The sequence below is a fragment of the Carboxylicivirga taeanensis genome (assembly GCF_051851475.1).
GTDB classification, from domain to species: domain Bacteria; phylum Bacteroidota; class Bacteroidia; order Bacteroidales; family Marinilabiliaceae; genus Carboxylicivirga; species Carboxylicivirga taeanensis.
In genome coordinates this window covers 87,329-110,798 of the sequence record NZ_JBPUSJ010000006.1, presented here as the reverse complement: position 1 = coordinate 110,798, position 23,470 = coordinate 87,329, and the positions used below count along the sequence as shown (strand labels likewise).

At 42.0% G+C, this 23,470-nt stretch carries 22 protein-coding genes; 10 read left to right on the top strand and 12 right to left on the bottom strand.

Annotation, left to right across the window (positions count from 1 at the left end):
* The first annotated feature begins 351 nt into the window (after window positions 1-351).
* A complete protein-coding gene (locus ACSX1H_RS10950) occupies window positions 352-2,577 on the top strand; it encodes an amino acid permease (protein WP_439183912.1) in 2,226 nt (741 codons plus the stop codon).
* A gap of 221 nt (window positions 2,578-2,798) precedes the next feature.
* On the opposite strand, the gene ACSX1H_RS10945 is transcribed toward ACSX1H_RS10950, so the two are convergent.
* The 7 genes from ACSX1H_RS10945 to holB form a co-directional block, all read right to left on the bottom strand.
* Window positions 2,799-3,047 carry a NifU family protein gene (locus ACSX1H_RS10945; protein ID WP_439183911.1) on the bottom strand — a complete coding sequence of 83 codons (249 nt, stop codon included), beginning with the start codon at window positions 3,045-3,047 and terminating at the stop codon, window positions 2,799-2,801.
* Window positions 3,048-3,056: 9 nt separating this feature from the next.
* Complete coding sequence (locus ACSX1H_RS10940) at window positions 3,057-4,163, bottom strand: Mrp/NBP35 family ATP-binding protein (protein ID WP_439183910.1); 1,107 nt, start codon at window positions 4,161-4,163, stop codon at window positions 3,057-3,059.
* A 91-nt stretch (window positions 4,164-4,254) separates the two neighbouring features.
* Entirely contained in the window at window positions 4,255-4,587 is a 333-nt protein-coding gene (locus ACSX1H_RS10935) for an MGMT family protein (protein WP_439183909.1), read from the bottom strand.
* Between the two features lie 14 nt (window positions 4,588-4,601).
* The gene (trmB, locus tag ACSX1H_RS10930) at window positions 4,602-5,390 is read right to left on the bottom strand and encodes a tRNA (guanosine(46)-N7)-methyltransferase TrmB (protein ID WP_439183908.1); all 789 of its coding nucleotides are present in this window, start codon (window positions 5,388-5,390) and stop codon (window positions 4,602-4,604) included.
* Window positions 5,391-5,396: 6 nt separating this feature from the next.
* Window positions 5,397-5,888: a gliding motility lipoprotein GldH gene (locus ACSX1H_RS10925; protein ID WP_439183907.1), complete on the bottom strand. Its 492-nt coding sequence runs from the start codon at window positions 5,886-5,888 to the stop codon at window positions 5,397-5,399.
* Entirely contained in the window at window positions 5,866-7,134 is a 1,269-nt protein-coding gene (locus ACSX1H_RS10920; RefSeq protein WP_439183906.1) for a PSP1 domain-containing protein, read from the bottom strand. Before ACSX1H_RS10920 ends, ACSX1H_RS10925 begins: the two co-directional genes overlap by 23 nt.
* 42 nt (window positions 7,135-7,176) lie before the next feature.
* The gene (gene holB, locus ACSX1H_RS10915; RefSeq protein WP_439183905.1) at window positions 7,177-8,298 is read right to left on the bottom strand and encodes a DNA polymerase III subunit delta'; all 1,122 of its coding nucleotides are present in this window, start codon (window positions 8,296-8,298) and stop codon (window positions 7,177-7,179) included.
* 166 nt (window positions 8,299-8,464) lie between these two features.
* Between holB and ACSX1H_RS10910 the strand changes: the two genes are divergently transcribed.
* From ACSX1H_RS10910 to ACSX1H_RS10900, 3 genes are all read left to right on the top strand, one after another.
* Complete coding sequence (locus ACSX1H_RS10910) at window positions 8,465-9,244, top strand: radical SAM protein (RefSeq protein WP_439183904.1); 780 nt, start codon at window positions 8,465-8,467, stop codon at window positions 9,242-9,244.
* Between the two features lie 36 nt (window positions 9,245-9,280).
* Window positions 9,281-10,363 carry a glycosyltransferase gene (locus ACSX1H_RS10905; protein ID WP_439183903.1) on the top strand — a complete coding sequence of 361 codons (1,083 nt, stop codon included), beginning with the start codon at window positions 9,281-9,283 and terminating at the stop codon, window positions 10,361-10,363.
* A gap of 202 nt (window positions 10,364-10,565) precedes the next feature.
* A complete protein-coding gene (locus ACSX1H_RS10900; RefSeq protein ID WP_439183902.1) occupies window positions 10,566-11,015 on the top strand; it encodes a hypothetical protein in 450 nt (149 codons plus the stop codon).
* Window positions 11,016-11,122: 107 nt separating this feature from the next.
* Here the strand turns inward: ACSX1H_RS10900 and ACSX1H_RS10895 are convergent, their stop codons facing one another.
* On the bottom strand, window positions 11,123-12,013 hold the full coding sequence (locus ACSX1H_RS10895; protein WP_439183901.1) for a DUF8429 coiled-coil domain-containing protein: 891 nt from the start codon (window positions 12,011-12,013) through the stop codon (window positions 11,123-11,125).
* 167 nt (window positions 12,014-12,180) lie between these two features.
* On the opposite strand from ACSX1H_RS10895, the gene ACSX1H_RS10890 reads away from it, so the two are divergent.
* The 3 genes from ACSX1H_RS10890 to ACSX1H_RS10880 all read left to right on the top strand — a co-directional run bounded on the left by ACSX1H_RS10890 (window position 12,181) and on the right by ACSX1H_RS10880 (window position 15,180).
* On the top strand, window positions 12,181-13,998 hold the full coding sequence (locus ACSX1H_RS10890) for an Ig-like domain-containing protein (RefSeq protein ID WP_439183900.1): 1,818 nt from the start codon (window positions 12,181-12,183) through the stop codon (window positions 13,996-13,998).
* Entirely contained in the window at window positions 13,998-14,309 is a 312-nt protein-coding gene (locus tag ACSX1H_RS10885; protein ID WP_439183899.1) for an MTH1187 family thiamine-binding protein, read from the top strand. Before ACSX1H_RS10890 ends, ACSX1H_RS10885 begins: the two co-directional genes overlap by 1 nt.
* 61 nt (window positions 14,310-14,370) lie before the next feature.
* Window positions 14,371-15,180: a DUF3108 domain-containing protein gene (locus ACSX1H_RS10880; RefSeq protein ID WP_439183898.1), complete on the top strand. Its 810-nt coding sequence runs from the start codon at window positions 14,371-14,373 to the stop codon at window positions 15,178-15,180.
* On the opposite strand, the gene ACSX1H_RS10875 is transcribed toward ACSX1H_RS10880, so the two are convergent.
* The 4 genes from ACSX1H_RS10875 to rnr form a co-directional block, all read right to left on the bottom strand.
* Window positions 15,170-15,979 carry an HAD family hydrolase gene (locus ACSX1H_RS10875; RefSeq protein ID WP_439183897.1) on the bottom strand — a complete coding sequence of 270 codons (810 nt, stop codon included), beginning with the start codon at window positions 15,977-15,979 and terminating at the stop codon, window positions 15,170-15,172. The two genes, ACSX1H_RS10880 and ACSX1H_RS10875, sit on opposite strands and share 11 nt — an antisense overlap.
* 2 nt (window positions 15,980-15,981) lie before the next feature.
* Entirely contained in the window at window positions 15,982-16,899 is a 918-nt protein-coding gene (metA, locus tag ACSX1H_RS10870) for a homoserine O-acetyltransferase MetA (RefSeq protein ID WP_439183896.1), read from the bottom strand.
* Between the two features lie 40 nt (window positions 16,900-16,939).
* Window positions 16,940-17,551, bottom strand: coding sequence for a TetR/AcrR family transcriptional regulator (locus ACSX1H_RS10865; RefSeq protein WP_439183895.1), 612 nt, complete (start codon window positions 17,549-17,551; stop codon window positions 16,940-16,942).
* Between the two features lie 130 nt (window positions 17,552-17,681).
* Complete coding sequence (rnr, locus tag ACSX1H_RS10860; protein ID WP_439183894.1) at window positions 17,682-19,850, bottom strand: ribonuclease R; 2,169 nt, start codon at window positions 19,848-19,850, stop codon at window positions 17,682-17,684.
* A gap of 223 nt (window positions 19,851-20,073) precedes the next feature.
* Here rnr and ACSX1H_RS10855 point away from each other — a divergent pair, with 223 nt between their 5' ends.
* From ACSX1H_RS10855 to ACSX1H_RS10845, 3 genes are all read left to right on the top strand, one after another.
* On the top strand, window positions 20,074-20,886 hold the full coding sequence (locus ACSX1H_RS10855) for a toxin-antitoxin system YwqK family antitoxin (RefSeq protein ID WP_439183893.1): 813 nt from the start codon (window positions 20,074-20,076) through the stop codon (window positions 20,884-20,886).
* Window positions 20,887-20,976: 90 nt separating this feature from the next.
* Window positions 20,977-22,452, top strand: a complete 1,476-nt coding sequence (gene cysS, locus ACSX1H_RS10850) for a cysteine--tRNA ligase (protein ID WP_439183892.1) — start codon at window positions 20,977-20,979, stop codon at window positions 22,450-22,452.
* Window positions 22,453-22,458: 6 nt separating this feature from the next.
* Complete coding sequence (locus ACSX1H_RS10845; RefSeq protein ID WP_439183891.1) at window positions 22,459-23,463, top strand: M28 family peptidase; 1,005 nt, start codon at window positions 22,459-22,461, stop codon at window positions 23,461-23,463.
* Window positions 23,464-23,470: the final 7 nt, after the last annotated feature.

The window sequence follows — 23,470 nt, the reverse complement described above, 5'->3', positions numbered from 1 at the left end:
GTTGTTATAATTACTGTTTGGCAAAAATAATCGAAGTGTTTAAATAAGCAATAAAAGTAATACTTGTTTACACTGTAAAAATAGACTTAAAATTAACGCTTTTCATGCTCCAAGAAGTCAAGGGGACCAAATAATTTGAATCTATTTTTTAGCATATGGGCATATTAAGTTTACATTTCATCAAAAATTAACCACATTTATAATAGTAATATGCTCAATTATACCTGATTTACAAAAAGGTATAAAATGTTTGTCCGCTTTAGTTAAAGTAATATAACCATTAGAAAAAGACGAACCATAATTTCATATATTTGCTTTGTTCGCTGTACTATTTAAAACCGATATTACTCTATGAGCACATCATCTAATAAAAAAGGCTTTGGAACCGCACCTGTATTTTTCACAGCCATATCGACCATATTGGGGGCTATCCTGTTTTTACGTTTTGGCATGGCGGTTGGCAATCTGGGTTTCTATGGTGCATTAGGTATCATTATACTGGGCCATATGATAACGATACCAACAGCGCTGGCTATTTCTGAGATTGCCACAAACAAGCGGGTTGAAGGTGGTGGCGAATACTTTATCATTTCCCGTTCGTTTGGCTTAAACATTGGTGCGACCATTGGAATGGCCTTGTATTTTTCACAGGCAATAAGTGTAGCATTTTATGTGATTGCCTTTACTGAAGCTTTCGAACCCTTCTTCAACTGGATACTTTCAGCTTATGATATCGCTCTTCCCCGCCAGGTAATCAGTGTTCCAGCCATATTTATTTTGGCTTATATAGTTCTTCAAAAAGGCTCCGACATGGGAGTCAAAACGCTATATGTTGTGGTGGCTATTCTTTTTATTTCGCTCACCCTCTTTTTTTGGGGACAAACGTCCTTCTATGAAAGCGGCGATTATAGTCAGAATTTTGTATTTAACAATCACAACCAGTTTTTTATCTGGTTTGCCATTTGTTTTCCGGCTTTCACAGGCATGACAGCGGGAGTTGGCTTAAGTGGCGACTTGAAAAATCCCACAAAATCAATCCCCAGAGGAACCTTGTGGGGCACCATTTGTGGCATGCTCATCTATGTGTTTATCATCTATAAATTTTCGGTTTCTATGTCTCCGGAAGACATGAGCAGCAGTCAGCTCGCCATGGCTAACGTTGCTGTTTTTGGCGCTATAATTATTCCATTGGGCCTTGGTGCTTCCACCATTTCATCGGCCATTGGCTCTGTTTTAGTAGCTCCCCGCACTATTCAGGCACTGGCAGTAGATAAAAGCTTTCCCAGTAGCAAACTGAATAAATGGCTCGCCAAAGGGAAAGGAGCCGCCAACGAACCTTATAACGCCACACTGATAACAATCGCTATCGCCCTGATTTTTGTATTAATAGGCGAGGTAGATTTTGTGGCGCAAATCATTTCAATGTTTTTCATGATAACCTATGGTTCCTTGTGCCTTATTTCTTTTCTGAATCACTTTGGAGCCTCACCATCCTATCGGCCGCAGTTTAAATCGCACTGGGCCATATCGCTTATTGGTTTTCTTCTATCGATGTGGGTGATGTTCAAAATTGATGCTTTCTATACCATTCTGGCCTACATTGTGATTACGCTATTATATCTGTACTTAAATTATATCCACAAAGAACGTGGCGGCTTGCAAAAAATATTTCTTGGGGCACTTTTTCAATTAAGCAGACGCATACAGCTATACATGCAAAAGCACCGCAGTCATCAACCTGACGAAGAAGAATGGCGACCATCTGCCATTTGTATCTCAGCGAATTCTTTTAAGCACAGTAAGGTGTTTGACCTGATGAAGTGGATTTCCTATAAACATGGATTTGGCACCTACTTCCATTTCCTTAAGGGCTATTACTCCACTAACACCACCACTGAAGCCCGAAAGATTGTGGATCAGCTGATTGAGGAACACCACGACCAGGAAAGCAGCCTGTATGTCGACTGCATGATATCGCCCTCCTATACAACGGCTATTGCTCAGGCCATACAGAGTCCGAGTATCAGTGGCATGGAAAACAATATGATTGTTTTTGAATACCGCCGCACCGAAACAGAGGCAATCGAATCAATACTTGACAATATTAGTTTAACCAGAGCCGGTAATTACGACGTTTGTGTTTTTTCGGATGCCAACAAAAACACGCACTTTAAGAACGGTATTCACATCTGGATACGCCCAATAGATGTTTTAAATGCCAACCTGATGATCCTACTGGGCTTTATCATTTTATCGCATCCCGATTGGAAGAAGGGGTTTGTAAAGATATTCAGTATATGCGGCAAAGAAGATGCAGAAATAACCCGAAAGCAATTACAGGAACTGGTGCAGACCGGCCGACTTCCAATCACCCTATCCAACATTGAAATAATTGCTCAGGAGGAGAATACTTCTGTTAAAAGCCTGATTAAAGATAAATCATCCAATGCCGGACTGACCATCATTGGCTTCAGAGAAGAGCAGATAAAACACGCAGGTTCGGAGGTTTTCAAAGACTTTGAAAATATGGGAGATATATTGTTTGTAAATGCTAATCGCAAACAGACAATAGAATAGTCACCGGAGTATATATCTGAAAAAGAGCACCTCTGTTATTATGAACAGTGACTGGTTGCAAACAGTGACAAAGAAGTTTTAACGCTTTACAAGGCCGTTAAGTAATGCAAATGACCCTACTAGGCCATGCGGGCAGAAACATGACGACTGACTGGCATCCATAAAGTCGTCAGCAAAAAAAATGAGAAAGCACATTCGATTGTGCTTTCTCAGGTAAGCATTTATTTTTCGACAGCAATTACCTCTACGATCTGAGGCACTGATTTTTTAACAACCATCTCAACTCCTCCCTTAAGTGTTTGCACACTCAAAGGACAGCCGTCACACGAGCCTTCCAGTCGAACTTTAACGACCAAATCATCTGTAATCTCCACCAGGCTGATATCGCCACCATCTCCCTTTAAGTAGGGACGAATCTCTTCAAGTGCAGCTTCTACCTGTTGCGTGATCAATAATTTATCCTCTCCCATGCTAATCTATTATTTCTTCATTTCAACAATTTTCGTCTCCGGCATAGAGGCGTTTCTAATTTCCACGCGCTCCACCACTTTTCTGGCCAATTCAGCAAAAGCCAATCCCGTCATTGAGCTATCATCTAAGGCTGCCGGCTCTCCAGCATCTCCGCCCTCCCGGATACTTTGCACTAATGGGATCTGACCTAACAATGGAATCCCCATTTTATTGGCCAATTTACTTCCGCCATCTTTTCCAAAAATGTAATACTTATTATCAGGCAATTCGGCTGGTGTAAACCAAGCCATGTTTTCAACCAGGCCTAATACAGGCACCTGAATGTTCTTACTCTGAAACATGCTCACCCCTTTCACTGCATCTGCCAATGCCACATTTTGCGGCGTTGAAACAATTACTGCTCCCGTAATACTTATGGTTTGAACAATGGTCAGGTGTATATCACTGGTTCCTGGCGGCAAATCGATGAGTAAATAATCTAACTCCCCCCAGTTTCCGTCGTTAATGAGCTGGCGAATGGCATTTGTTGCCATGGCACCTCGCCAAATCAATGCGTCATCAGGATTAACAAAATAACCAATGCTAAGCATCTTTACGCCATACTTCTCTACGGGGATAATTCTATCCTTGCCATCAATTTTCTCTAATACCGGACGCGCCTCTTCGGTTTGAAACATAATGGGGACCGATGGACCAAAAATATCAGCATCCAATAAACCTACCGAATAACCGGCCTTTGCCAAAGCCACTGCCAGGTTAGAAGTAACCGTTGACTTACCAACACCGCCTTTACCCGATGCCACTGCCACTACATTCTTCACCTGCGGTAAGGCCTTTGTTTCTGCGGGCTTTTGACGTGGTTTTATTTTGACATAGATATTCCCTTCAATTTCAGCCGTCTCATCCACATAGGTTTTAATCGCCTGCACACACGCTTTCTTTAAGGACCCAACCATGGGATCGTTTGCTCTGTCAAACAGCAAACTAAAACTGATGCGTTTCCCGTCGATGCGTATATCATCTTCGACCATGCCTAACGACACAATATCTGTTCCCTTGCCCGGATGCACCACGTGTTTCAGTGCATCCATTATGAGATTAGGATAGTATTCCATCTTATCTTTATTTAAACCTTGTAAAAATTAGACTCAAAGGTATAAAAAAAAGAGAAACTCACTTTCTCTTCTCATTTGTATTATAGATGCTTTACAACAACTCTTTAAGCGGGTCCCAAAAAACAGCTGTGAAATTAACAATTTGACTATCCTCTACCACTACTCCCTCACTTTCCAATAGCTCCCTCATGGTTTCTCCGCCCGGAAAGTGGTGCTTCCCGGTTAGCAAACCCTGCCGGTTAACCACCCGATGAGCAGGTACAAAACGCGGCCAGCTGCTGCATTTATTCATCGCCCAACCAACCATACGAGCACTTCTTCTGCTTCCGAGATAGTTGGCGATGGCTCCATAAGTGGTAACTCTTCCGTAAGGTATTAGTTCAGCAACCTGGTAAACCCGTTCGAAAAAATCACCCTTGCTCATAACCTAATTTGAAATCAGTTACCTTTTCTTTTGGCGTCGGCATGTTTTATTAAGGACTCCTTAATTTTTACAACGCCCCGCCCACCACTGTGATACTCATCAAAGTCAATTTCAATTTCCGGTTCAACCCAGATTTCGCGGTCCTCCAAATGAAACTTCAAATATTTAATGGCTAATCCGTGATTCAGCCATTTAGACTCGTAGTGCGTCTGAATCGAAAGTATCTCATCATCGTAGCCCGAACCATATAAATCACATTCATCAACCTCCATCTTCAGCCTATTTTCCTTAACCATTTCAGCGGTATAGGTATATAGGAAATTGGAATCGGTTTTCAGATGAATCAGACCGCCAGGTTTTAAAAAGTGTTTGTACAACTGCAAAAAACGGGTCGATGACAGGCGCTTGTTCACTTTTTTCATTTGTGGATCGGGAAAGGTTAACCAAATTTCATCCACTTCATTGGCTGCAAAAAACGCAGTGATATATTCGATACGCGTTCGAAGAAAAGCTACATTTTTCAAGCCTTTATTTTTGGCATCAGTTGCTCCACGGTGCATACGCGCCCCTTTAATATCGATACCAATAAAATTTTTATTGGGAAACAGCTCGGCAAGCCCAACCGTATATTCACCTTTGCCACAACCAAGCTCCAAAACAATTGGGTTATCGTTCTTAAAGAAATTCTGGTTCCATTTTCCTTTGAGGTAAAACGATTCTCCTTTTAAGTCGCTATAATTGGCTTCAAACACATGATCATAAGTTGCCATTTCGGCAAACTTTTTCAACTTATTCTTTCCCACTCTTATTTATTCTTTAACAGCTTTGGCTTTTTCTATTCTCAATCCAATATTGTGTATTCCTTGTAAATCATCTTCCCGCATGCCTTGAACGACCCTGAACGTGTAAGGCCCAGTCTCGGCAAACTTAACCCCTAATTGATAAGGCACCTGCACATGGTACAAATCGCCCCATCCTGATCCTAACCAGCGACCGGCATCATCAGCCAGAATACAATCAAGACGGTTGTGCATAATTTGACCTGAGGGACTGGCTACTTCAACAAACAGCCACAGGTTACTATTGGGGTAGTTGGAGCGGTTACGGATGTTTACAAATACATTATAAGCTTGTTCAGTACTGGCAATATCCACTTTAAACACCGCCATCGAATCTACATTCCAGCCTCCCTCGGGGATAGTAACATACTGATCAAATACCGCAGTTCGATCACACGCCGTAAATGACATAAAGCCCAATATCAAAACCAATAAAAAATTACTCCTTTTTATTTTGCCCATTACCTCCTTGTTGCTTGCGTTGATTATTTGGTCTGAAACGTCGTTTCGATTTATTAAACGGCTTCTTGGCTCCTGCTGGTTGCGAGGCGCCTTGCTTATTGTCGCTTGTTTTTGCTTCCGGCTTTGCATCAGGTTTCTGCTGACCTCCGTTTTTCCGACGACTATTTCTTCTTCTCTTCTTCTTTTGCTCATCAAACCTGGTCAAACTTTCCTGACCGATCACATTGTCGTACGTTGGCTCAGCAACCAGCGGTTTCTGCACCTCATTGGCCAGGCGCTCAACCTTTTTCCCTTTGCGGTTCTGTCGAATCACTTCCTTCACCCGGTCGACCGACACGGTTACAATACCGGCCGGAATGTCCTTATCGGTACTGTACCACATGGTACGGGAGAAAATATCTGTTTTAAAATGGTAGTAATTGCCGTCAACAGTTTCCAGAACAATATTGGTTTTTGGAAAATCCTGCTGAGCATCAATATAGGCATCCAGCTCGTAATTAAGGCAACACTTAAGTTTACCACACTGGCCAGCTAATTTTTGTGGATTTAAAGAAATTTCCTGGTAGCGGGCCGCATTGGTAGTTACCGACACAAAATTGGTCATCCACGTCGAACAGCATAATTCCCTTCCACAAGGACCGATGCCACCGATTCGACCAGCCTCCTGACGGGCACCAATCTGGCGCATTTCAATGCGTACTCTAAAAGTTTCGGCCAGCACCTTAATGAGCTGACGAAAGTCAACCCGCTCATCTGCAATATAATAGAATATTGCCTTGGTTTTATCCCCTTGGTATTCTACATCGCCGATTTTCATATCCAGCTTAAGCCGCTCTGCAATGCGTCGCGACTCCAACATCGTTTCGTGCTCTAAAGCCCTTGCCTCATCCCACTTTTCAATATCAACTGGTTTGGCCTTACGGTAAACACGTTTGAATTCGAAAGTATCTAATTTGATGTTGTGCTTTTTCATCTGCAACAGCACCAATTCTCCTGTAAGGGTGACGGTGCCTATATCGTGACCTGGTGAAGCCTCCACAGCAACCACATCGCCTTTTTCGATTCGAAGCCCGTTACTATTTCTATAATAGCCTTTGCGTGTATTTTTAAATTGAATTTCAACAATATCAGTTGTATTCATATTGGCCGGCAGATCGTCCAACCAGTCATACACATTAAGTTTTCCGCAGCGGCTTGCACATCCGGAACACCCTTTTTTCTCTGTATCTTGTATAACTTCTTCCATAAAATAAATATAAAAGGCTCGCAGACCTTGTGAATTTGGGACCTATTGCTTTAACAGCATTATTACTTTTAGGCACAAATCCATTAATATAATACGTGCATTCCCATTTTGTTCAAGATGAGAATGTGCCAAACTAAATTCTTCGCTCAACTGAAGGATATTTCCATCGTTAATAAACGGGGAAAAACGCACGGAAAAATTCTCTTCTTCAGGTGATAAATATAACAACTCCTGTTCCTGGATATTCATCATGAAATTTTCCCTAATCAGGCGCAGAGCAAATTCGAAAAAATTCTTTTGTCGTTCTTTGGGCTGACGATTCATATCATCACACCAGTCAATCAAATCAAAAAGCTTGCGCCCATAGGCCAATCGCATCATACTTACAAACTTATCAAAAAAGTAAGTACGTTCGTCACTCTGCTCAATTATTTCCCGGGCAGCGACATAATTTCCCACCGACAGCTTAGCATAGCGCTCACACTCCTCGCGACTCAACTCATATTCTGACTCCAAAGCAGTAGCAATATCAGCGATGCTCAATGCAGGTATATTCAGCCGTTGCGCACGACTTTGAATGGTTCCCAAAACGTCGTTTGGGTTATCTGATACCAGAAGAAAAACAGTGCCAGCTGGTGGCTCTTCTAACAGTTTTAGCAGTTTGTTGGCCGCTGCCAAATGCATTTTCTCAGGCAGCCAGATAATCATCACCTTGTATTTTGCCTCAAAGGTTTTTAGGCTCAGTTTTTTTATAATTTCCTGACTTTCCTGGCTATAAATAAGCCCTTGCTTATCGGCATCCAAAAAGCTAAACCAATGATTTATATTGAAATAAGGCTGTGATAATACGAACTGACGCCATTCGGATATGTAAGAATCGCTGACCGGATTCTTGTGCTTTGCACTTTTGACGACCGGAAAAACAAAGTGTAAATCCGGATGAATGAGTTTGGCATATTTAATACATGATGCACATGTTCCACAAGAATCATCTTCCTGACGGTTTTGACAGTTTAGATACTGCGCAAAAGCCAGCGCCAAATTTAACTTTCCAACACCTTCGGGACCACAAAACAGTTGAGCATGACTAACACGATTTTCTTTCACCATGCTTAGCAAATGCTTTTTTATATGCTCGTGTCCAATAACCTGTTTAAACTTCATGAAGTTGTCTAAAATTCAAGTCTTCAAAGATAGCAATTTAGTTGGTTGTGAAAAACGCCTATACGCGCACCCATCAAATCAAAATAGTGAGTAATGCATGACTCAAATCATTCGAATTAGCCATGTAGTTTGAACTGAATGGAGTAAATTTGCAGAAAAAACAAGCATGTCGGTTTTTCTATTTGACAAAATTATTTTCGGCCCAGTAAAAAGTCGTCGACTGGGGGTTTCTTTAGGAGTGAACCTACTGCCCGTTAACCGTAAAGTCTGTTCTTTCGATTGCATTTACTGCGAATGTGGCCTAAACGGTCAATTAGGCGAACAGAGAGGACAACTCCCAACGCGCGAAACTGTTAAAACGGCACTCGACAAACAGCTAAAAAACATGCTTGATGAGCAAGTACTTCCAGATGTTATAACTTTTGCAGGCAATGGAGAGCCCACACTCCACCCTGAATTTAAAGGCGTTATTGAAGACACGATTGAATTGCGCAACACGTATTGTCCGGAAGCCAGAATAGCCGTTCTATCAAATGCGTCGAGACTGGATAAACCAGAGGTATTTGAGGCCTTACAGTTAGTTGATGATAATATCCAAAAGCTTGACTCAGGCCTGAAGGAGACCATCATAAAGTTGGATCAACCCAACTTTTCGTTCGACTTGGATGCCATAATTGAACAGCTCAGCAAATTCAATGGCAAGGTAATTATTCAAACCATGTTTCTGACCGGTGAAATTGACAACAAGAGCGTTGATAACACCAAAGAAGCTGACATTGAAGCCTGGCTGGATGCATTAGAAAAAATACAGCCCGGCAAAGTGATGATCTATACGATTGACCGGGATACACCCTACAGCTCATTGCGAAAAGTGTCGCTGGAAAAACTCAATCAGATTGCCCTTCGTGCGAAACAAAGAGGTTTTGAGGTATCCGTATCTGGCTAAAACTTAATAACTGCCAGTTGTTACTATATTTGTATAGTGACAAGCAAGAAACCATACCGTCGAATTTTAATCAGTCCTCTTAATTGGGGATTTGGACATGCTACCCGCCTCATACAGGTAGTAGATGCCCTGTTAAAAGAAGGACACTATGTATTGCTTGGTGGAGAGGCCCCGTCATTAGATATTTTAAGGCAAACATTTCCTGCACTTGAATGGATAGAATTACGAGGCTTTAATGTCCAATTATCTAAAGGCACACAACAGTGGTTTAAACTCTTGCAACAAATGCCTTCTTTTATTCATTCCATAAGGAACGAACATAAAGCAACGCAGGCGATTATTAAAAAGTACCACATTGATCTAATTATTTCAGACAACCGGTATGGCGTCTATTCCCGAAGCATTCCTTCAGTAATTATTACGCATCAAACAACTCCCTATTTAGGCAGGCACTTTGTTTTTTTAAGACCACTATCCAACCTATTGAGCAAGCTATGGTTAAAACGCTTTGACGAATGCTGGATACCCGACATCAAAGCAGACGTAAACCTATCGGGGCACCTTTCTCAAGTGGTCAAAGGACTGAGCACCCAATACCTTGGCTGGCTATCGCGTCTTGCACTGGTTAACGCTGGCGATTACCATGAAGAGGTTGATATCCTGGTGGTACTATCCGGTCCGGTTCAGCCGCGCAGCCAACTCGAACAACTACTGATCAGTCAACTCAAGAACAGTTCCCTCAAAACAGTTATTATAAGTGGCTGCCTACACAAAATGCCTTACTCTGCCGGCAACATTAGAATTTTGCCCCACTGCAGTGCTGAGCTGCAAAAGCATTTAATTATGCAAAGCAAATATATCGTTTGCCGCTCCGGGTATTCAACCTTGATGGATTTAGTGCATTGCCATCGAACAGCGCTGCTTATCCCTACCCCAGGTCAGTTTGAACAGGAGTACCTTGCTGAAAGAGCGTCGAAACACTGGGGATTTAGCTACACACCCCAACAAAAGCTTCAACAAGTATCAATTGAAGAATTATTATCCCTTCAAAAAATTACTAAAAAATCATTTACTGTTCACAACTTCGAACTCCCACTTTTACCTTCAGGCTGCAGCTAGTTGAACCAAGCTTTTAGTTCGTTCATCAGCGCTAATTAACATCTTGTCAATAAAAATGTAACTTTTCTTTTTGATGGGAGTATTATTAATCGAAAGCGACAGGAAAGATACTAGTACTGAAGAGTAAGGCACTAAATATCATTCTGCACTTTTACATAAACCCAGGTCTTTATTAGTTATATTGTTATTAAAGAAAGGCAACATGATAACGCTATTCATAATTATATTCGTACTTCTTGGTTTCGGACTATGGTTCTGGAAAAAAGGGATGACACTTTTAGCTGAGAGAAATGCTTCTAAAGAACTGGAAAAGGTGCTGTTTCCTGGGGGCAATACAGAAAAAGAAGCAACCCTATCATCGTTACAACAGATTACCAAAAATAAATACAGCAAGGAGCTCCTTTTAGACTACTTTTTAAAGATTAAGGGTCTTCAGGTTGTCAACATGTATGACCCTGTTAATTTTTGGATTCGCCGATTTTTGATGAGCCCAACCAAATTAAAGCTGAACTACTTCGAACAGGTCAAATTTTACCAAAGCTTTTTAAACTACCCGGAGAGCTCTACAAAAATATTTACAGGAACTGCAACAAAAAAATATATCACATCCGATACAAATGGGGGCTTCTACAAGAAGCGACAACTGGCTTAGCCAGTATCAATGAAGAGGTGTAAGTGGAAAATACTCATCACTTTGCCAGGAAAGAAAACGGGAAGCGACTGCTTCCCGTTTAATATTTAAAGCAAATGATGCTATTACTATTTTAATTCGAAAGACCCTGTGCCAATATTAAAGCCATCAACAAAAACATCGACCACATAAACGCCTTTAAGCAGTTCTCCGTCAGCTACCGGATAAAACACACAAACATACACATCCTCGCCACCATATTCAAACTCACGACTGGCTGAGAAATTAATTTCTTCTCCCTCATACTCAAAGAGATTATCAGCTGATGTCATCAACAAAGCCTCATCAGGACGAAGAATTCGGATGTAGACGGTTTTCATCCCAACCGTAGCAGTTACATTCTCTTCGATGGTACAGCACATCCTTATTTTCGAAATGCTTCTTATCTTTTTGGTATCATTTCCGCGAGAGTTCAAGCCGGTGAGCTCCATGTTTCGGGTTTCCAGCTGAGAAGCAATCTCCACCTTTTTATCTAGCTTTTCCTTTACCTTTTCGAGCTCTTTATACGATTGGGTAATTTTATCGTGTTCTTTTCTGTATTGAATATTTTCCTGCACCAACTCTTCATTACGTCTGTTTAAGGAGTCTATCTGAACCACAAAATTACGCATGACCCCACGAAGCGTGGACAATTCTTTTTTATACTCCCGTATCTTTTTGGCGTTGGTAGCCTTAATGGTTTTTATTTCCTCAATCAGATGGGTAATCTTTTCTCGTTCCTGTTCCAACTGCAAGTTTAAAGTATCATTATTGCTATGCAGCGAATCATAATCCAAAGCCAAAGACTGAAACTCTTCTGTTAATATTATTTTTTCCTCGGTCATTTCCTCAACCACAGCCTGATATTGTTGTTTATTTGAAATAAACAAATACAGCAACACGGCAATTACAAGCAGTGCCACGGCACCAATTACATACATCAACTTATTGGACGATGGTTTTTCTGTATTTTTCTCCATAACTAACAGTATTCTTTAAGCTCCAGGCACAAAGTTATTATTTTTTAACTGGTCTGCAATGAACCCTCTTAGCCTTAAACAATGTCAAAAACAGCGGGAGATGATCATTGTATAGCACATTAATGCATAATCTTTATAAATTTGTGACGAATAAAAAAGTATCTGTTTTGAAGAAAAGAATATTTCATCTGGCCATACTAGTTACTATCACCCAGCTATTTTGGTATTGTGCCAATGTCGGAATGCCTACAGGTGGTGCGAAAGACGAAACTCCACCAACAGTTGTTAGTTCAATACCTGAAGCAAATGCCCTTAATTATAAGAAGAAAACCATTTACGTTGAATTTGATGAGCTGATTCAACTTAAGGATTACCGCTCCAAATTTGTGGTATCGCCACCGGTGAACAAGCAACCCATTGTTGAAGCGCGTGGCAATCGTTTAATGGTTACTTTCGAAGAAGACTTGCAGCCAAACACTACTTATACGTTAGATTTTGCTGATGCAATTGTCGACAATAACGAAGGAAATATTCTGGAAAACTATTCATTCTCTTTTTCAACCGGTGAGTACATTGATTCGCTGCAGGTATCCGGAAATATTTACGATGCCGATGACCTATCGCCGTCGGAGGGCACGCTGGTATTTCTGCACAATAATCTCAACGATACGGCCATTCATAAGTTAGTGCCGGTACGCATGGCCAAAACCAACAAGCAAGGACGTTTCAGCATTCTCAATGTCAGCCCTGGCAGCTATCGTATTTATGCCCTTGACGATGCTAATCGCAACTATTTATTTGATCAACCGGGAGAAGCCATGGCTTGGTCGGACCTTATTGTAGAACCAGGTTTTGAGTACCGCCAGTTTGTAGACACCATTCGTATTGATTCGCTCGAAACTGATTCGTTGCATTATTACGAAAAACTGGTTTACACACCAGACAGCATCCAACTATTTAAGTTTCAGCACGACTATAAGGAACAATATCTTTTAAGTGAAGAACGCAAAGAACGCGCTAAACTAACCTATTATTTTAACCGTCCACTGGAAGAAAATGCACAGCTAGCATTAACCGGTCAGGACGAGTTGGATATCTTCATGATGGATCGCTCGCTCAATAATGACACCGTATCCTTCTGGCTGAAAGACAGTACCTATTACAATCAGGATTCTCTTTCGGTGGCACTCAGTTATCTGATGCGCGACTCCCTTGACCAGCCTTATACCAAAACAGATACCATTGCTATGTACTTTTTTGAGGTAAAGGAGAAGAAGAAAAAAAGAAAAAAGGATGCTGAACCCGAGCCAGTACCAACCATTAACCTGCGTAACATTAAAAACAGAATTGATGTATTTGGTCAGTTCCACTTTTCGTTGCCCGCTCCGGCCCTAAGGTTTAACACAAATGCCATCAAGCTCTACAATCATAAAGACACCATTCCTGAGCAGGAAACATTTGAACTCATCCAAAACAAACTGGCCATACTCGACTACACCATCAAAAACGATTGGGAGCCGGGCGTTAAATACGAAATGATTATCGACTCAGCAGCCATAGCCGATGTATACGGACTGGTGAATGACTCCATTAACCTCCAGTTTTCAGTAAAATCGCTGGACAGTTACGGGACCCTGTTTATTGACATTGCTAACCCACAAGAGAATTGGCTGGTACAGATACTCAACCGCAAAGAGATGGTTGTTCAGCAAACATACATCCGAAATAAAGCAGGAAAAATTGGCTTTCGCTACCTTAACCCAGGTGAGTACATGTTGCGCATTGTGGAAGACAGCAACATGAATGGACAATGGGACAGCGGCGACTACTACAACCGCATCCAGCCTGAACAACTGATGTATTTTCCAAAAAAACTAATTGTTAGAAAGAACTGGGAAGAATATTACGACAAATGGGACCCGACAGAATTTAACACCGATCAGTTCTCTCTTGAATTTCGTAAACCCAAGAAAAAAGAAGAATAATGTCAGTACTCCTTAACTTTGCCATGTTTCCAACCGACAAAGGCGACAGCGTTAGCCAGTACGTCAGTCAGATTATTAAGCACATCAAGCAAAGTGGCGTTAGCTATAAGTTAAACCCAATGGGCACAACCATTGAAACAGATACCATGGAGCAGGCTCTCAAAATTGTACAGGAAAGCTATGACTTACTTGAGCCTCTGTCTAAACGCGTGTACTGCTCCATTAACATTGATGCCCAAAAAGATAAAAGCAACCGCTTAGCCGGAAAGATCGCTTCCATTGAGGCAAAAATCGGAGAAGTTAACAAATAAGCACTGCCCCACTTTCGTAAAGGCACTGTTTTTGTTAATAGCCTGACTTTAATTTTATTTTATGCAGAAAATAGTTTCGGCAGTATTGCTGCTGCTCCTTAATGTCCAACTGAATGCCCAGTGCAATGATACTAACACAGCCTTTGGAGCGGGTGAATTAGTAAAATACCACGCCTATTACAATTGGGGCTTTATTTGGATTAATGCCGGACACGTTTCCTTTAGCGTCGACGCCACCTCTGTTAACTCATCACCCGCCTATCACCTAAAGGCCCATGGCGCCACCTATAGCTCCTACGACTTCCTGTTCAAGGTGCGCGACACCTTTGAAACCAAGGTGGATACACTGCACCTGGAACCTATAGAGTTTAAACGTATCACTAACGAAGGCAGCTATCATGCAAACTACCATTACACATTTGACAAACAACAACGCCTGATTAAAGCCTCAATACAAAAGGAAAAAGAACAACAGCGCGACACAGTGCTGCACTGGAAGAAATGCTCGTTCGACCTGCTGACCATGGTGTACAAAGCCCGCAACATCGATTATTCTAAATACCAGGTGAATGAAAAAATACCCATCAGCATGGTTGTTGATGGGGAGATACATGATATTTACATCCGCTACCTGGGGAAAGAAACTATTAAAAACAGAGATGGTAGAAAATTTAACTGTCTGAAGTTTTCACCACTACTGGTTGAAGGAACAATTTTCAAAAGCGGGGAAGACATGACGGTTTGGGTAACAGACGACGCGAACCGAATTCCCATTATTGTGGAAGCCAAAATTTTGATCGGTTCAGTAAAAGCCGTATTTGTGGATGCTATCAACACCCGCTATCCCTTGTCGGCTGAAGTCAAAAACTAAATCGCAACTTCCAATCATTAAGGGGCGCATTAACTACGGAGCACAGTTGCGTATACTGCTGCTTAAGCTCTTGTGGGGCATTAGCAACCACAAATGCATTCGCAAACCTATTGAGCATATCCAAATCATTATAATCATTCCCAACCACAGCCACCTTCGCCTCATCAATATTTTCCAATCGACAAACATCCAATATCCCATTGGCTTTTGACACTTCTTTATCAAAACACTCCATCCAAATGCTGCATCCATCAATGGGTGATGTAGCGCGCACCACCTTCACATCCTGCACCTGGGCTTCGATGGCTTGAAAAACCGACATATCAGGCATAAAGGCTAGTGTTTGTGTATAATCCATTTCAGGCACTAAGCCATTTATCAGCTCTGCATGCGCCTGATTAAATTGAAGGTAACGTTCAAAATCAGGATGTTTACCATCTCCTTCCGGGTGAAAAAACAGATGATTTTCCGGAATCGGATAATGCAGCGTATACTCAACATGGTGCTTTTGAAAAACAGCCACCAGCTGCTTCGCTCTTTGATAGCCCAAATGTCTGGTCTGCAATATTCGTTTTTCTTTCCAGCAATAGATACCCGCACCCGATGAAAACACTAGGTAGTCAATGGGAAAATCAGCCCACAGTACACTAAGGGCCGATTGTAAAGTACGTCCTGTAGCTACCACTCTAATAGCGCCTTCATCACCCAGCTGGTTGAGCACCTCTAAATCTGCTGAATTAAATGTGCCTTTATGCTCTAAAATGGTTCCATCCAAATCGGTGGCCAGTAAGTGTTTCATAGCTATTTTATTTGTTCAAGCTGAAATGGAGTTGCCTGATATACGTAGTAATTTAACCAGTTGGAATACAATAAACTGGCATGACTTCTCCATAATACCATGGGCTCTTTAGACGGGTCATCATCCGGAAAATAGTTATAAGGAACGTCAATATCCAGTCCCTTAGCTACATCGCGTTCATACTCTTCGCGAAGCGTTGTTGCATCGTATTCGGAGTGACCTGTCACAAATATTTGCCGCCGGTCTTTTGACATCACCATGTACACGCCGGCCTGCTCCGACTTTGACAGAATAAGTAAATCGGGATGCGCTGCTACCTCACTTTCCTTCACCTCGGTGTAACGCGAGTGCGGCGCATGGTATACATCATTAAATCCTCTCATTAAAGGCTCTTCGGGCTGCTCCACTGTATGTTCAAAAATACCAAACATCTTTTTTGCCAACGGAAACTTTTTAATGCCATAATGGTGAAATAATCCTGCCTGAGCCCCCCAACAAATATGGAAAGTACTGGTAACATTGGTTTTGCTCCAGTCCATTATCTCGGTTAGTTCAGACCAATAGTTTACCTCCTCAAAGTCAATCAGCTCCACGGGAGCTCCCGTTATAATCATCCCATCGTATTTTGATGAGCGCACCTCATCAAACACCTTATAAAAAGCAAATAAATGCTCACGGGGCGTATTTTTGGATACATGGCTCGATGTCATCAGAAAATCCACCTCAACCTGTAATGGACTATTAGAAAGTGCCCGTAGCAAATGAGTTTCCGTGGCAATTTTTAATGGCATTAAGTTAAGAATCAGTATTTTCAACGGCCTTATATCCTGATGAATCGCCCTTGTTTCTCCAATAACGAATACATTTTCGCTTTCCAGAACATGCCGCGCCGGCAATGCGTCTGGTATTTTAATTGGCATAATATGGTTGTATTGTGTGGTGGTTAATGTTTTGCCTGGTTCATCGTTTAACAATTCCAAAAAACAGAATATTCAAAATATTATCTATCTGCACTTTAAAATCATCAAAATTATCCATCGCCTGAAAAAGAGGACCTTCCAATCCTTTCAGTGCAATGGCAATGGCTACTGCAGCCATATGTACATTCTTCACCAAAAAGCTGTCATCTTTCTGTCCCTCTTCAAGCATTTTTGTCAGCAGGGCCGCTTCTTCCGCCTCACCTTTTCCTCTGAGTTTATCAAAGAAATCATAAACCCCCAAAGCATCATCTTTCAGAACCTTCATGTAATTCTCCAGCATATGAATGGTTTTCATCCTAGTAATTACATATTCTTTGAACTTATCTTTTGGGGGCAAATCCGAGTCAACTACTTTATTCAGTTCAGTAAAAAGTATATCCTTTTCCAACTCGATAACAGCCTGAAAGATTTCCTCCTTATTTTTAAAATAATAATAAAGAGAACTTTTACCCTTGCGCAGTGCATGGGCAATATCTTCCATAGTCGTTTTTTTGTAGCCAAACTTTGCAAACAGCTCTCTGGCCGCCTCAATTATTGCAACGCGCATTCCATCACTAGTCGTTTCAGATGGATAAGCAACTCCTATCGTCATCCCGTCTTATATTAATTAATTCTGGTTACAAAAATAAGAATACTTTTCCCTAATCAAAACACTAAAATACGCCATTCAAAAAGTTACACACCACAGATGACTATTATACAGCCTGTTATATTTACTCGAATTATTTAGTCGAATTGGCATCTGTTTCGGCCAATGCAAAATCAAGCTGTTTCTTTTCAAGATTGGCACTGGCAAGAACAACTTTTAGCTGATCGCCTAACTGGTAAGTTCGGTTATATTTTCTGCCTACCAGGCAATAGTTATCTTCATCAAAATGGTAGAAGTCATCATCCAAATCACGAATTGGAATCATGCCTTCGCACTTATTATCAATAATTTCGACATACAATCCCCACTCGGTTACACCTGAAATGACGCCATCGAATGCCTCACCAACATGGTCTTTCATAAACTCTACCTGCTTATACTTTATGGATGCCCTTTCAGCATCGGCGGCCCGTTGTTCCATGTCTGAACTATGCTCACATTTATCCTCATACTCCTCTTCGCTTACTGAACGACCGCCATCGAGGTAATGCTGAAGGAGGCGATGCACCATCATATCCGGATAGCGTCGAATAGGCGAAGTAAAGTGCGAATAAAATTTAAACGACAACCCGTAATGCCCAATATTATGGGTAGAGTAGATGGCCTTGGCCATTGTTCGGATAGCCAGTGTTTCAATCAGGTTCTGCTCCCCTTTTCCTTTTACCTCTTCCAGCAAACGATTAAGCGAAGCACTCACTGTTTCAATTCCTTTTGGCATGGCCTCATAACCAAAACGGCGCACAAAAGATGCGAAATTCTCAAACTTATCGGGATTTGGTACATCGTGAACCCTGTATACAAATGTTTTTGCCTTTGCTCTGTGTCCTTTATCCAACTCTTTGTTGCCAATCAATTGTGCTACTTTTTTATTGGCTAAAAGCATAAACTCTTCAATCAGCTTGTTGGCATCTTTTGATTCCTTAAAGAAAACACCTAAGGGCTTTCCTTTGTCATCCAGGTTAAACTTAACCTCTACTCTTTCAAAGTCCACCGACCCGTCCCTGAAACGCTGTTGACGCAAAGCTTTTGCCAGCTTATCGAGGGTCAGTACCTCATCAGCCAAGTCGCCTTTACCTGTTTCGATAATCTCCTGGGCTTCCTCGTAAGTAAAGCGGCGGTTGGAATAAATAACTGTTCGGCCAAACCAACTGTTTACAACGTTCGCCTGCTCGTCCATCTCAAACACAGCCGAGAAGCACAACTTTTCTTCATCGGGACGCAGTGAACAAATAAAGTTACTGAGTCGCTCAGGCAACATCGGTACCACCCTATCTACCAAATAAACAGAGGTGGCCCGCTCGTAGGCTTCCTTTTCGAGCAACGACTTTGTATCTACATAATGAGTTACATCGGCAATATGAACGCCCACTTCCCAGTTTCCATTATCGAGCTTTTGCAAAGAAAGGGCATCATCAAAATCTTTTGCATCAGCCGGGTCAATCGTAAACGTTGTCACCTCTCTAAAGTCGCGACGTTGTTTGATTTCTTCAGGACTTATTTCTGCGTTTATGGTTTCGGCCTCATCAATAACTTCCTGAGGGTAACGGTAAGGCAGATTAAACTCGGCCAAAATAGCGTGCATCTCCGTTTGGTTGTCACCCACATCTCCCAATACGTCCACCACTTCACCAATCGGGTTTTTGGCTCTTTGGGGCCATTCAACAATCCGCGCAATGGCTTTTTGCCCATCTTTAGCACCCTTCAATGCTTTTGGAGGAATAAAAATATCATGCGGCATCACCCGGTCGTCGACAACTAAGAAGGCATAACCTCTGGATATTTGCATGACCCCAACAAAGGTCTCACGCTTCCGTTTTAATATCTCAACAATCTCTCCTTCGGGCTGACGATTACGACGCCTCGCATGCATAAATACTTTTACATGATCGCCATGCAGCGCCTGGTTCATGTTATTGCGAGGAATAAAAATATCCCCGCCTTCATTTTCCTCATCAGGAACAACATAGGCCGAACCTGTAGCCGTCATGTCCACTTTACCAGTCAGTGTTGAACCTCTGCTGAGCAGCTTGTACTTCCCGGCTGCTACTTCCGTTAAATAACCTGACTCAAACAGTTCATTGAGGATGATTTGCACCTGTTGACGACCTGTTTTCTTTTTGACCTCCAGCAAGCCGGACACTTGCTTGTAATTAAATGTGCGTTTGGGATCATTAAAAAATAATCCTTGTATCAATTGTTTTAATTCTGTTTTTCTTGATGTCTTCTGTTTCTTCTTTCCCATAATTATTAATTTAAGTGTGGGGGGATAGTACCGGCAATATGTTAGGGATATACCGGCCTCGGGCTATTGTTAAACACCTTGTGGTAGTTTCAATCAAAGGTATGAAATTATTCGGTTTTCTATTTCTTTTGAACTTACGATAACCTTTTACTGTTTTTTCAGTATAAACAAAGGTCGATAATACGAATAAGTTTAACTACACAACACCCAATATAAAAACAAAATGCGACAAGCTATTACTATTATATGCTTGATTATAAGCAGCTCTGCCTTGACTCAAACCTACGAAGTATACAACGGAGATACCATCAACTACTCAGATATACAAAATCGCAAACAAGGCTTATGGATTCGATTTAACAATAATGGAGATAAACTACTCGAGCAAGGCAAATACATATCAGATCAGAAAGATGGCGCTTGGATTAGCTATTTTCCCAGTGGAAATATAAAACATAAAATCACCTATAAAAATGGCAAAGCCATCGGTCCTGCTCAATTTTACTACGACAATGGCATAATCTCAGAGGAAGGAGTTTGGCACATCGACCACTGGCAGGGGAATTATAAGTACTACAATAAAAATGGCCGCTTAGCCTACGATTGGCATTATGATAATGCAGGCAACCGAACCGGCACTCAAAAATACTATCATGAAAATGGCGTTCTGAAATACGATGGCGTATGGGCCAACGGAAAAGCAACTGGCACGCTAAAAATTTATGATGAAAAAGGAAAGCTGGTCACCGAACGTGTTTACCACAATGGTGAATTCATGGAAAACGTAGCTATTACCGAAAATATAACCACTGAAGAAGTAGCTCCACAACAATCTATAGAAATAAAAGAGTACAATACCTTTAATGGCACTGGCAACCATGTGGTGTACACGCGTCATGGCATGGTTGAAAAGCAAGGCTTCTTCCTGAACGGCAAAATTTTTACCGGCAAACACTGTTTTTACAACTCTGACAACCAACTAATAAAAGTTATCCATTATCAAAATGGCAAAGCGGTAAAGACGGAAGAGCGATAAAAGCACACATCTACTAATCATCTGCATCGCCATTCATCAGATTTTTGTAATTTAGCAGCTTGTTTAAACAATGATTAGGTTTCTGCAAGCATGGACAATAAATTAGTTATATACAACACTCTTTCGCGTAAAAAAGAAGAATTTAAGGCCATTAATCCCAAGCATGTTGGCTTGTACGTATGTGGTCCTACTGTATACGGCGACCCCCATTTAGGCCATACTCGCCCGGCAATTACTTTTGATATTTTATTCAGATACCTGAAGCACAGTGGCTACAAAGTTCGTTATGTACGTAACATTACAGATGTAGGCCATTTGGAAAGCGATGCCGATACTGGTGAGGATAAAATTGCCAAAAAAGCCCGATTGGAGGAGTTGGAGCCCATGGAAGTGGTTCAGTTTTATACCGACCGCTACCACTATTACATGGATCTGCTTAACGTGCAAAAGCCAAGCATTGAACCTCGGGCGTCCGGACATATTATCGAACAACTGCAGATAGTTGAGGATATTCTAAAAAAAGGGCTGGCCTACGAAAGCAATGGCTCGGTTTATTTCGATGTTGAAAAATACAACCAATCCAATCACTACGGACAACTTTCCGGCCGTAACATCGACGACCTGTTGAGTACAACGCGTGAGTTGGATGGGCAGACTGAAAAACGCAACAGCTTTGATTTTGCCCTCTGGAAAAAAGCCAGTCCCGAACACATAATGCGCTGGCCATCGCGCTTCAGCGACGGATTCCCAGGGTGGCACCTGGAGTGTTCTGCAATGAGTGCTAAATACCTGGGTACTGAATTTGATATTCACGGAGGTGGAATGGATTTATTGTTCCCTCATCACGAGTGCGAAATTGCCCAAAGTACCGTCACCAATGGCCACACACCAGCCCGTTATTGGATGCACAATAATATGATTACCATTGATGGCCAAAAAATGGGAAAATCGCTGGGTAACTTCATTACACTGGAACAAATGTTTTCAGGTGAGCATGAAAAACTGGCCCAGGCCTACAGTCCAATGACTGTTCGCTTTTTTATTTTACAAGCCCATTACCGCAGTACACTCGACTTTTCGAATGAAGCACTACAAGCATCCCAAAAAGGTTTAGAACGGCTGCTTGAAGCATGCGGCAAACTCGATAAGCTACAACCTTCAGATAGTTCATCGTTTCAGGTTGCTGAACTAAAAGACAAATGCTATGCTGCGCTGAACGATGACTTGAATACGCCTATCCTCATCGCGCATCTGTTCGATGCTGTAAAATACATCAACAGCATGCTGGCTGGAAAAGCAACACTCACCAGCGAAGATTTGGAAGTATTGAAGCAATTAATGAAGGAAATGGTGGTGAATATACTTGGATTGCCAGCAACTGCTGAAGGCGACAATCAGGCCAACGGTGAGCTACTGAGTGAAACCATCAATCTACTTCTCAATTTAAGGATAGATGCCAAAGCAAACAAAGATTGGGCAACAGCTGATAAAATCAGAAATGAATTACAAGCTTTAGGCGTTGAAATAAAGGACACCAAAGATGGCTTCGAGTGGAGCATAAAATAAATGCGAATGACACTAAAACATACAGCAGCAGGTTTGGCACTAATTTCCAGCCTGCTTTTTTTTAGCTGCAACAGCAAAAAAGACAAGAAGACAACAACTGTATCTGCAAGCACAACGCCACAAGTAGAAACACCCGTTTTCAACAGTGACTCGGCCTACCACTATGTGGCGCAACAGGTGGCGTTTGGTCCCCGTGTGCCAAACACAGCCGAACATGCAGCCTGTGCCAACTACCTGGCCAGTGAGCTAAAGCGCTTTGGTGCCGATGTCATCGTTCAGGAGGCGGATGTGATAGCGTTCGACAACACCGTACTCAAAGCAAAAAACATCATTGGGCAATACAACCCCGAAAAAAGCAATCGCATCCTGCTCTTTGCGCACTGGGACACTCGCCCGTTTGCCGACTACGATAAAGATGCAGCTAAGCGCAATACACCAATCGATGGCGCCAACGATGGAGGCAGCGGCGTTGGGGTACTTCTGGAAATAGCCCGTCAAATAGGACAGGCAGGACATCAGCTGGGGATCGATATCATCTTTTTCGATGCAGAAGACTACGGACGACCTGCCCACCTGGATGTACCTTACAAAGAAGACACTTGGTGCCTGGGCTCCCAATACTGGGGGAAAAATCCACACAAACAAAATTACACCGCCCGTTACGGCATACTGCTCGACATGGTGGGGGCACAAAATGCCCTTTTCTACAAAGAGCTCTATTCGCTCGATTTTGCGCCCGAAATCGTCGATCGCGTTTGGAATACAGCAGCCGATTTAGGGTATGGGCAATACTTTGTTTTCGAGCAGGGAGGCATGATAACTGATGATCATGTTTACGTCAACCAGCTAACCAATATTCCGTGCATAGATATCATACAGCACGATCCGACTTCACCAACCAGCTTTGGCAGCCACTGGCACACCCATGATGATAATATGGATAACATCGATAAAAATACCTTGAAAGCTGTTGGACAAACAGTACTGGAAGTGATTTACAACGAACGCTAGTTAGGAG

Bases quoted from the DNA above. Each gene is read 5' to 3' on its own strand.
- ACSX1H_RS10845 (WP_439183891.1), top strand. From the start codon at position 22,459: ATGACACTAAAACATACAGCAGCAGGTTTGGCACTAATTTCCAGCCTG.
- ACSX1H_RS10855 (WP_439183893.1), top strand. From the start codon at position 20,074: ATGCGACAAGCTATTACTATTATATGCTTGATTATAAGCAGCTCTGCC.
- ACSX1H_RS10875 (WP_439183897.1), bottom strand. From the start codon at position 15,979: ATGAAACACTTACTGGCCACCGATTTGGATGGAACCATTTTAGAGCAT.
- ACSX1H_RS10935 (WP_439183909.1), bottom strand. From the start codon at position 4,587: ATGAGCAAGGGTGATTTTTTCGAACGGGTTTACCAGGTTGCTGAACTA.
- ACSX1H_RS10910 (WP_439183904.1), top strand. From the start codon at position 8,465: ATGTCGGTTTTTCTATTTGACAAAATTATTTTCGGCCCAGTAAAAAGT.
- ACSX1H_RS10885 (WP_439183899.1), top strand. From the start codon at position 13,998: ATGTCAGTACTCCTTAACTTTGCCATGTTTCCAACCGACAAAGGCGAC.
- ACSX1H_RS10950 (WP_439183912.1), top strand. From the start codon at position 352: ATGAGCACATCATCTAATAAAAAAGGCTTTGGAACCGCACCTGTATTT.
- ACSX1H_RS10920 (WP_439183906.1), bottom strand. From the start codon at position 7,134: ATGGAAGAAGTTATACAAGATACAGAGAAAAAAGGGTGTTCCGGATGT.
- cysS (WP_439183892.1), top strand. From the start codon at position 20,977: ATGGACAATAAATTAGTTATATACAACACTCTTTCGCGTAAAAAAGAA.
- ACSX1H_RS10895 (WP_439183901.1), bottom strand. From the start codon at position 12,013: ATGGAGAAAAATACAGAAAAACCATCGTCCAATAAGTTGATGTATGTA.
- holB (WP_439183905.1), bottom strand. From the start codon at position 8,298: ATGAAGTTTAAACAGGTTATTGGACACGAGCATATAAAAAAGCATTTG.
- ACSX1H_RS10900 (WP_439183902.1), top strand. From the start codon at position 10,566: ATGATAACGCTATTCATAATTATATTCGTACTTCTTGGTTTCGGACTA.
- ACSX1H_RS10945 (WP_439183911.1), bottom strand. From the start codon at position 3,047: ATGGGAGAGGATAAATTATTGATCACGCAACAGGTAGAAGCTGCACTT.
- ACSX1H_RS10880 (WP_439183898.1), top strand. From the start codon at position 14,371: ATGCAGAAAATAGTTTCGGCAGTATTGCTGCTGCTCCTTAATGTCCAA.
- ACSX1H_RS10865 (WP_439183895.1), bottom strand. From the start codon at position 17,551: ATGACGATAGGAGTTGCTTATCCATCTGAAACGACTAGTGATGGAATG.
- metA (WP_439183896.1), bottom strand. From the start codon at position 16,899: ATGCCAATTAAAATACCAGACGCATTGCCGGCGCGGCATGTTCTGGAA.
- rnr (WP_439183894.1), bottom strand. From the start codon at position 19,850: ATGGGAAAGAAGAAACAGAAGACATCAAGAAAAACAGAATTAAAACAA.
- ACSX1H_RS10940 (WP_439183910.1), bottom strand. From the start codon at position 4,163: ATGGAATACTATCCTAATCTCATAATGGATGCACTGAAACACGTGGTG.
- ACSX1H_RS10925 (WP_439183907.1), bottom strand. From the start codon at position 5,888: ATGGGCAAAATAAAAAGGAGTAATTTTTTATTGGTTTTGATATTGGGC.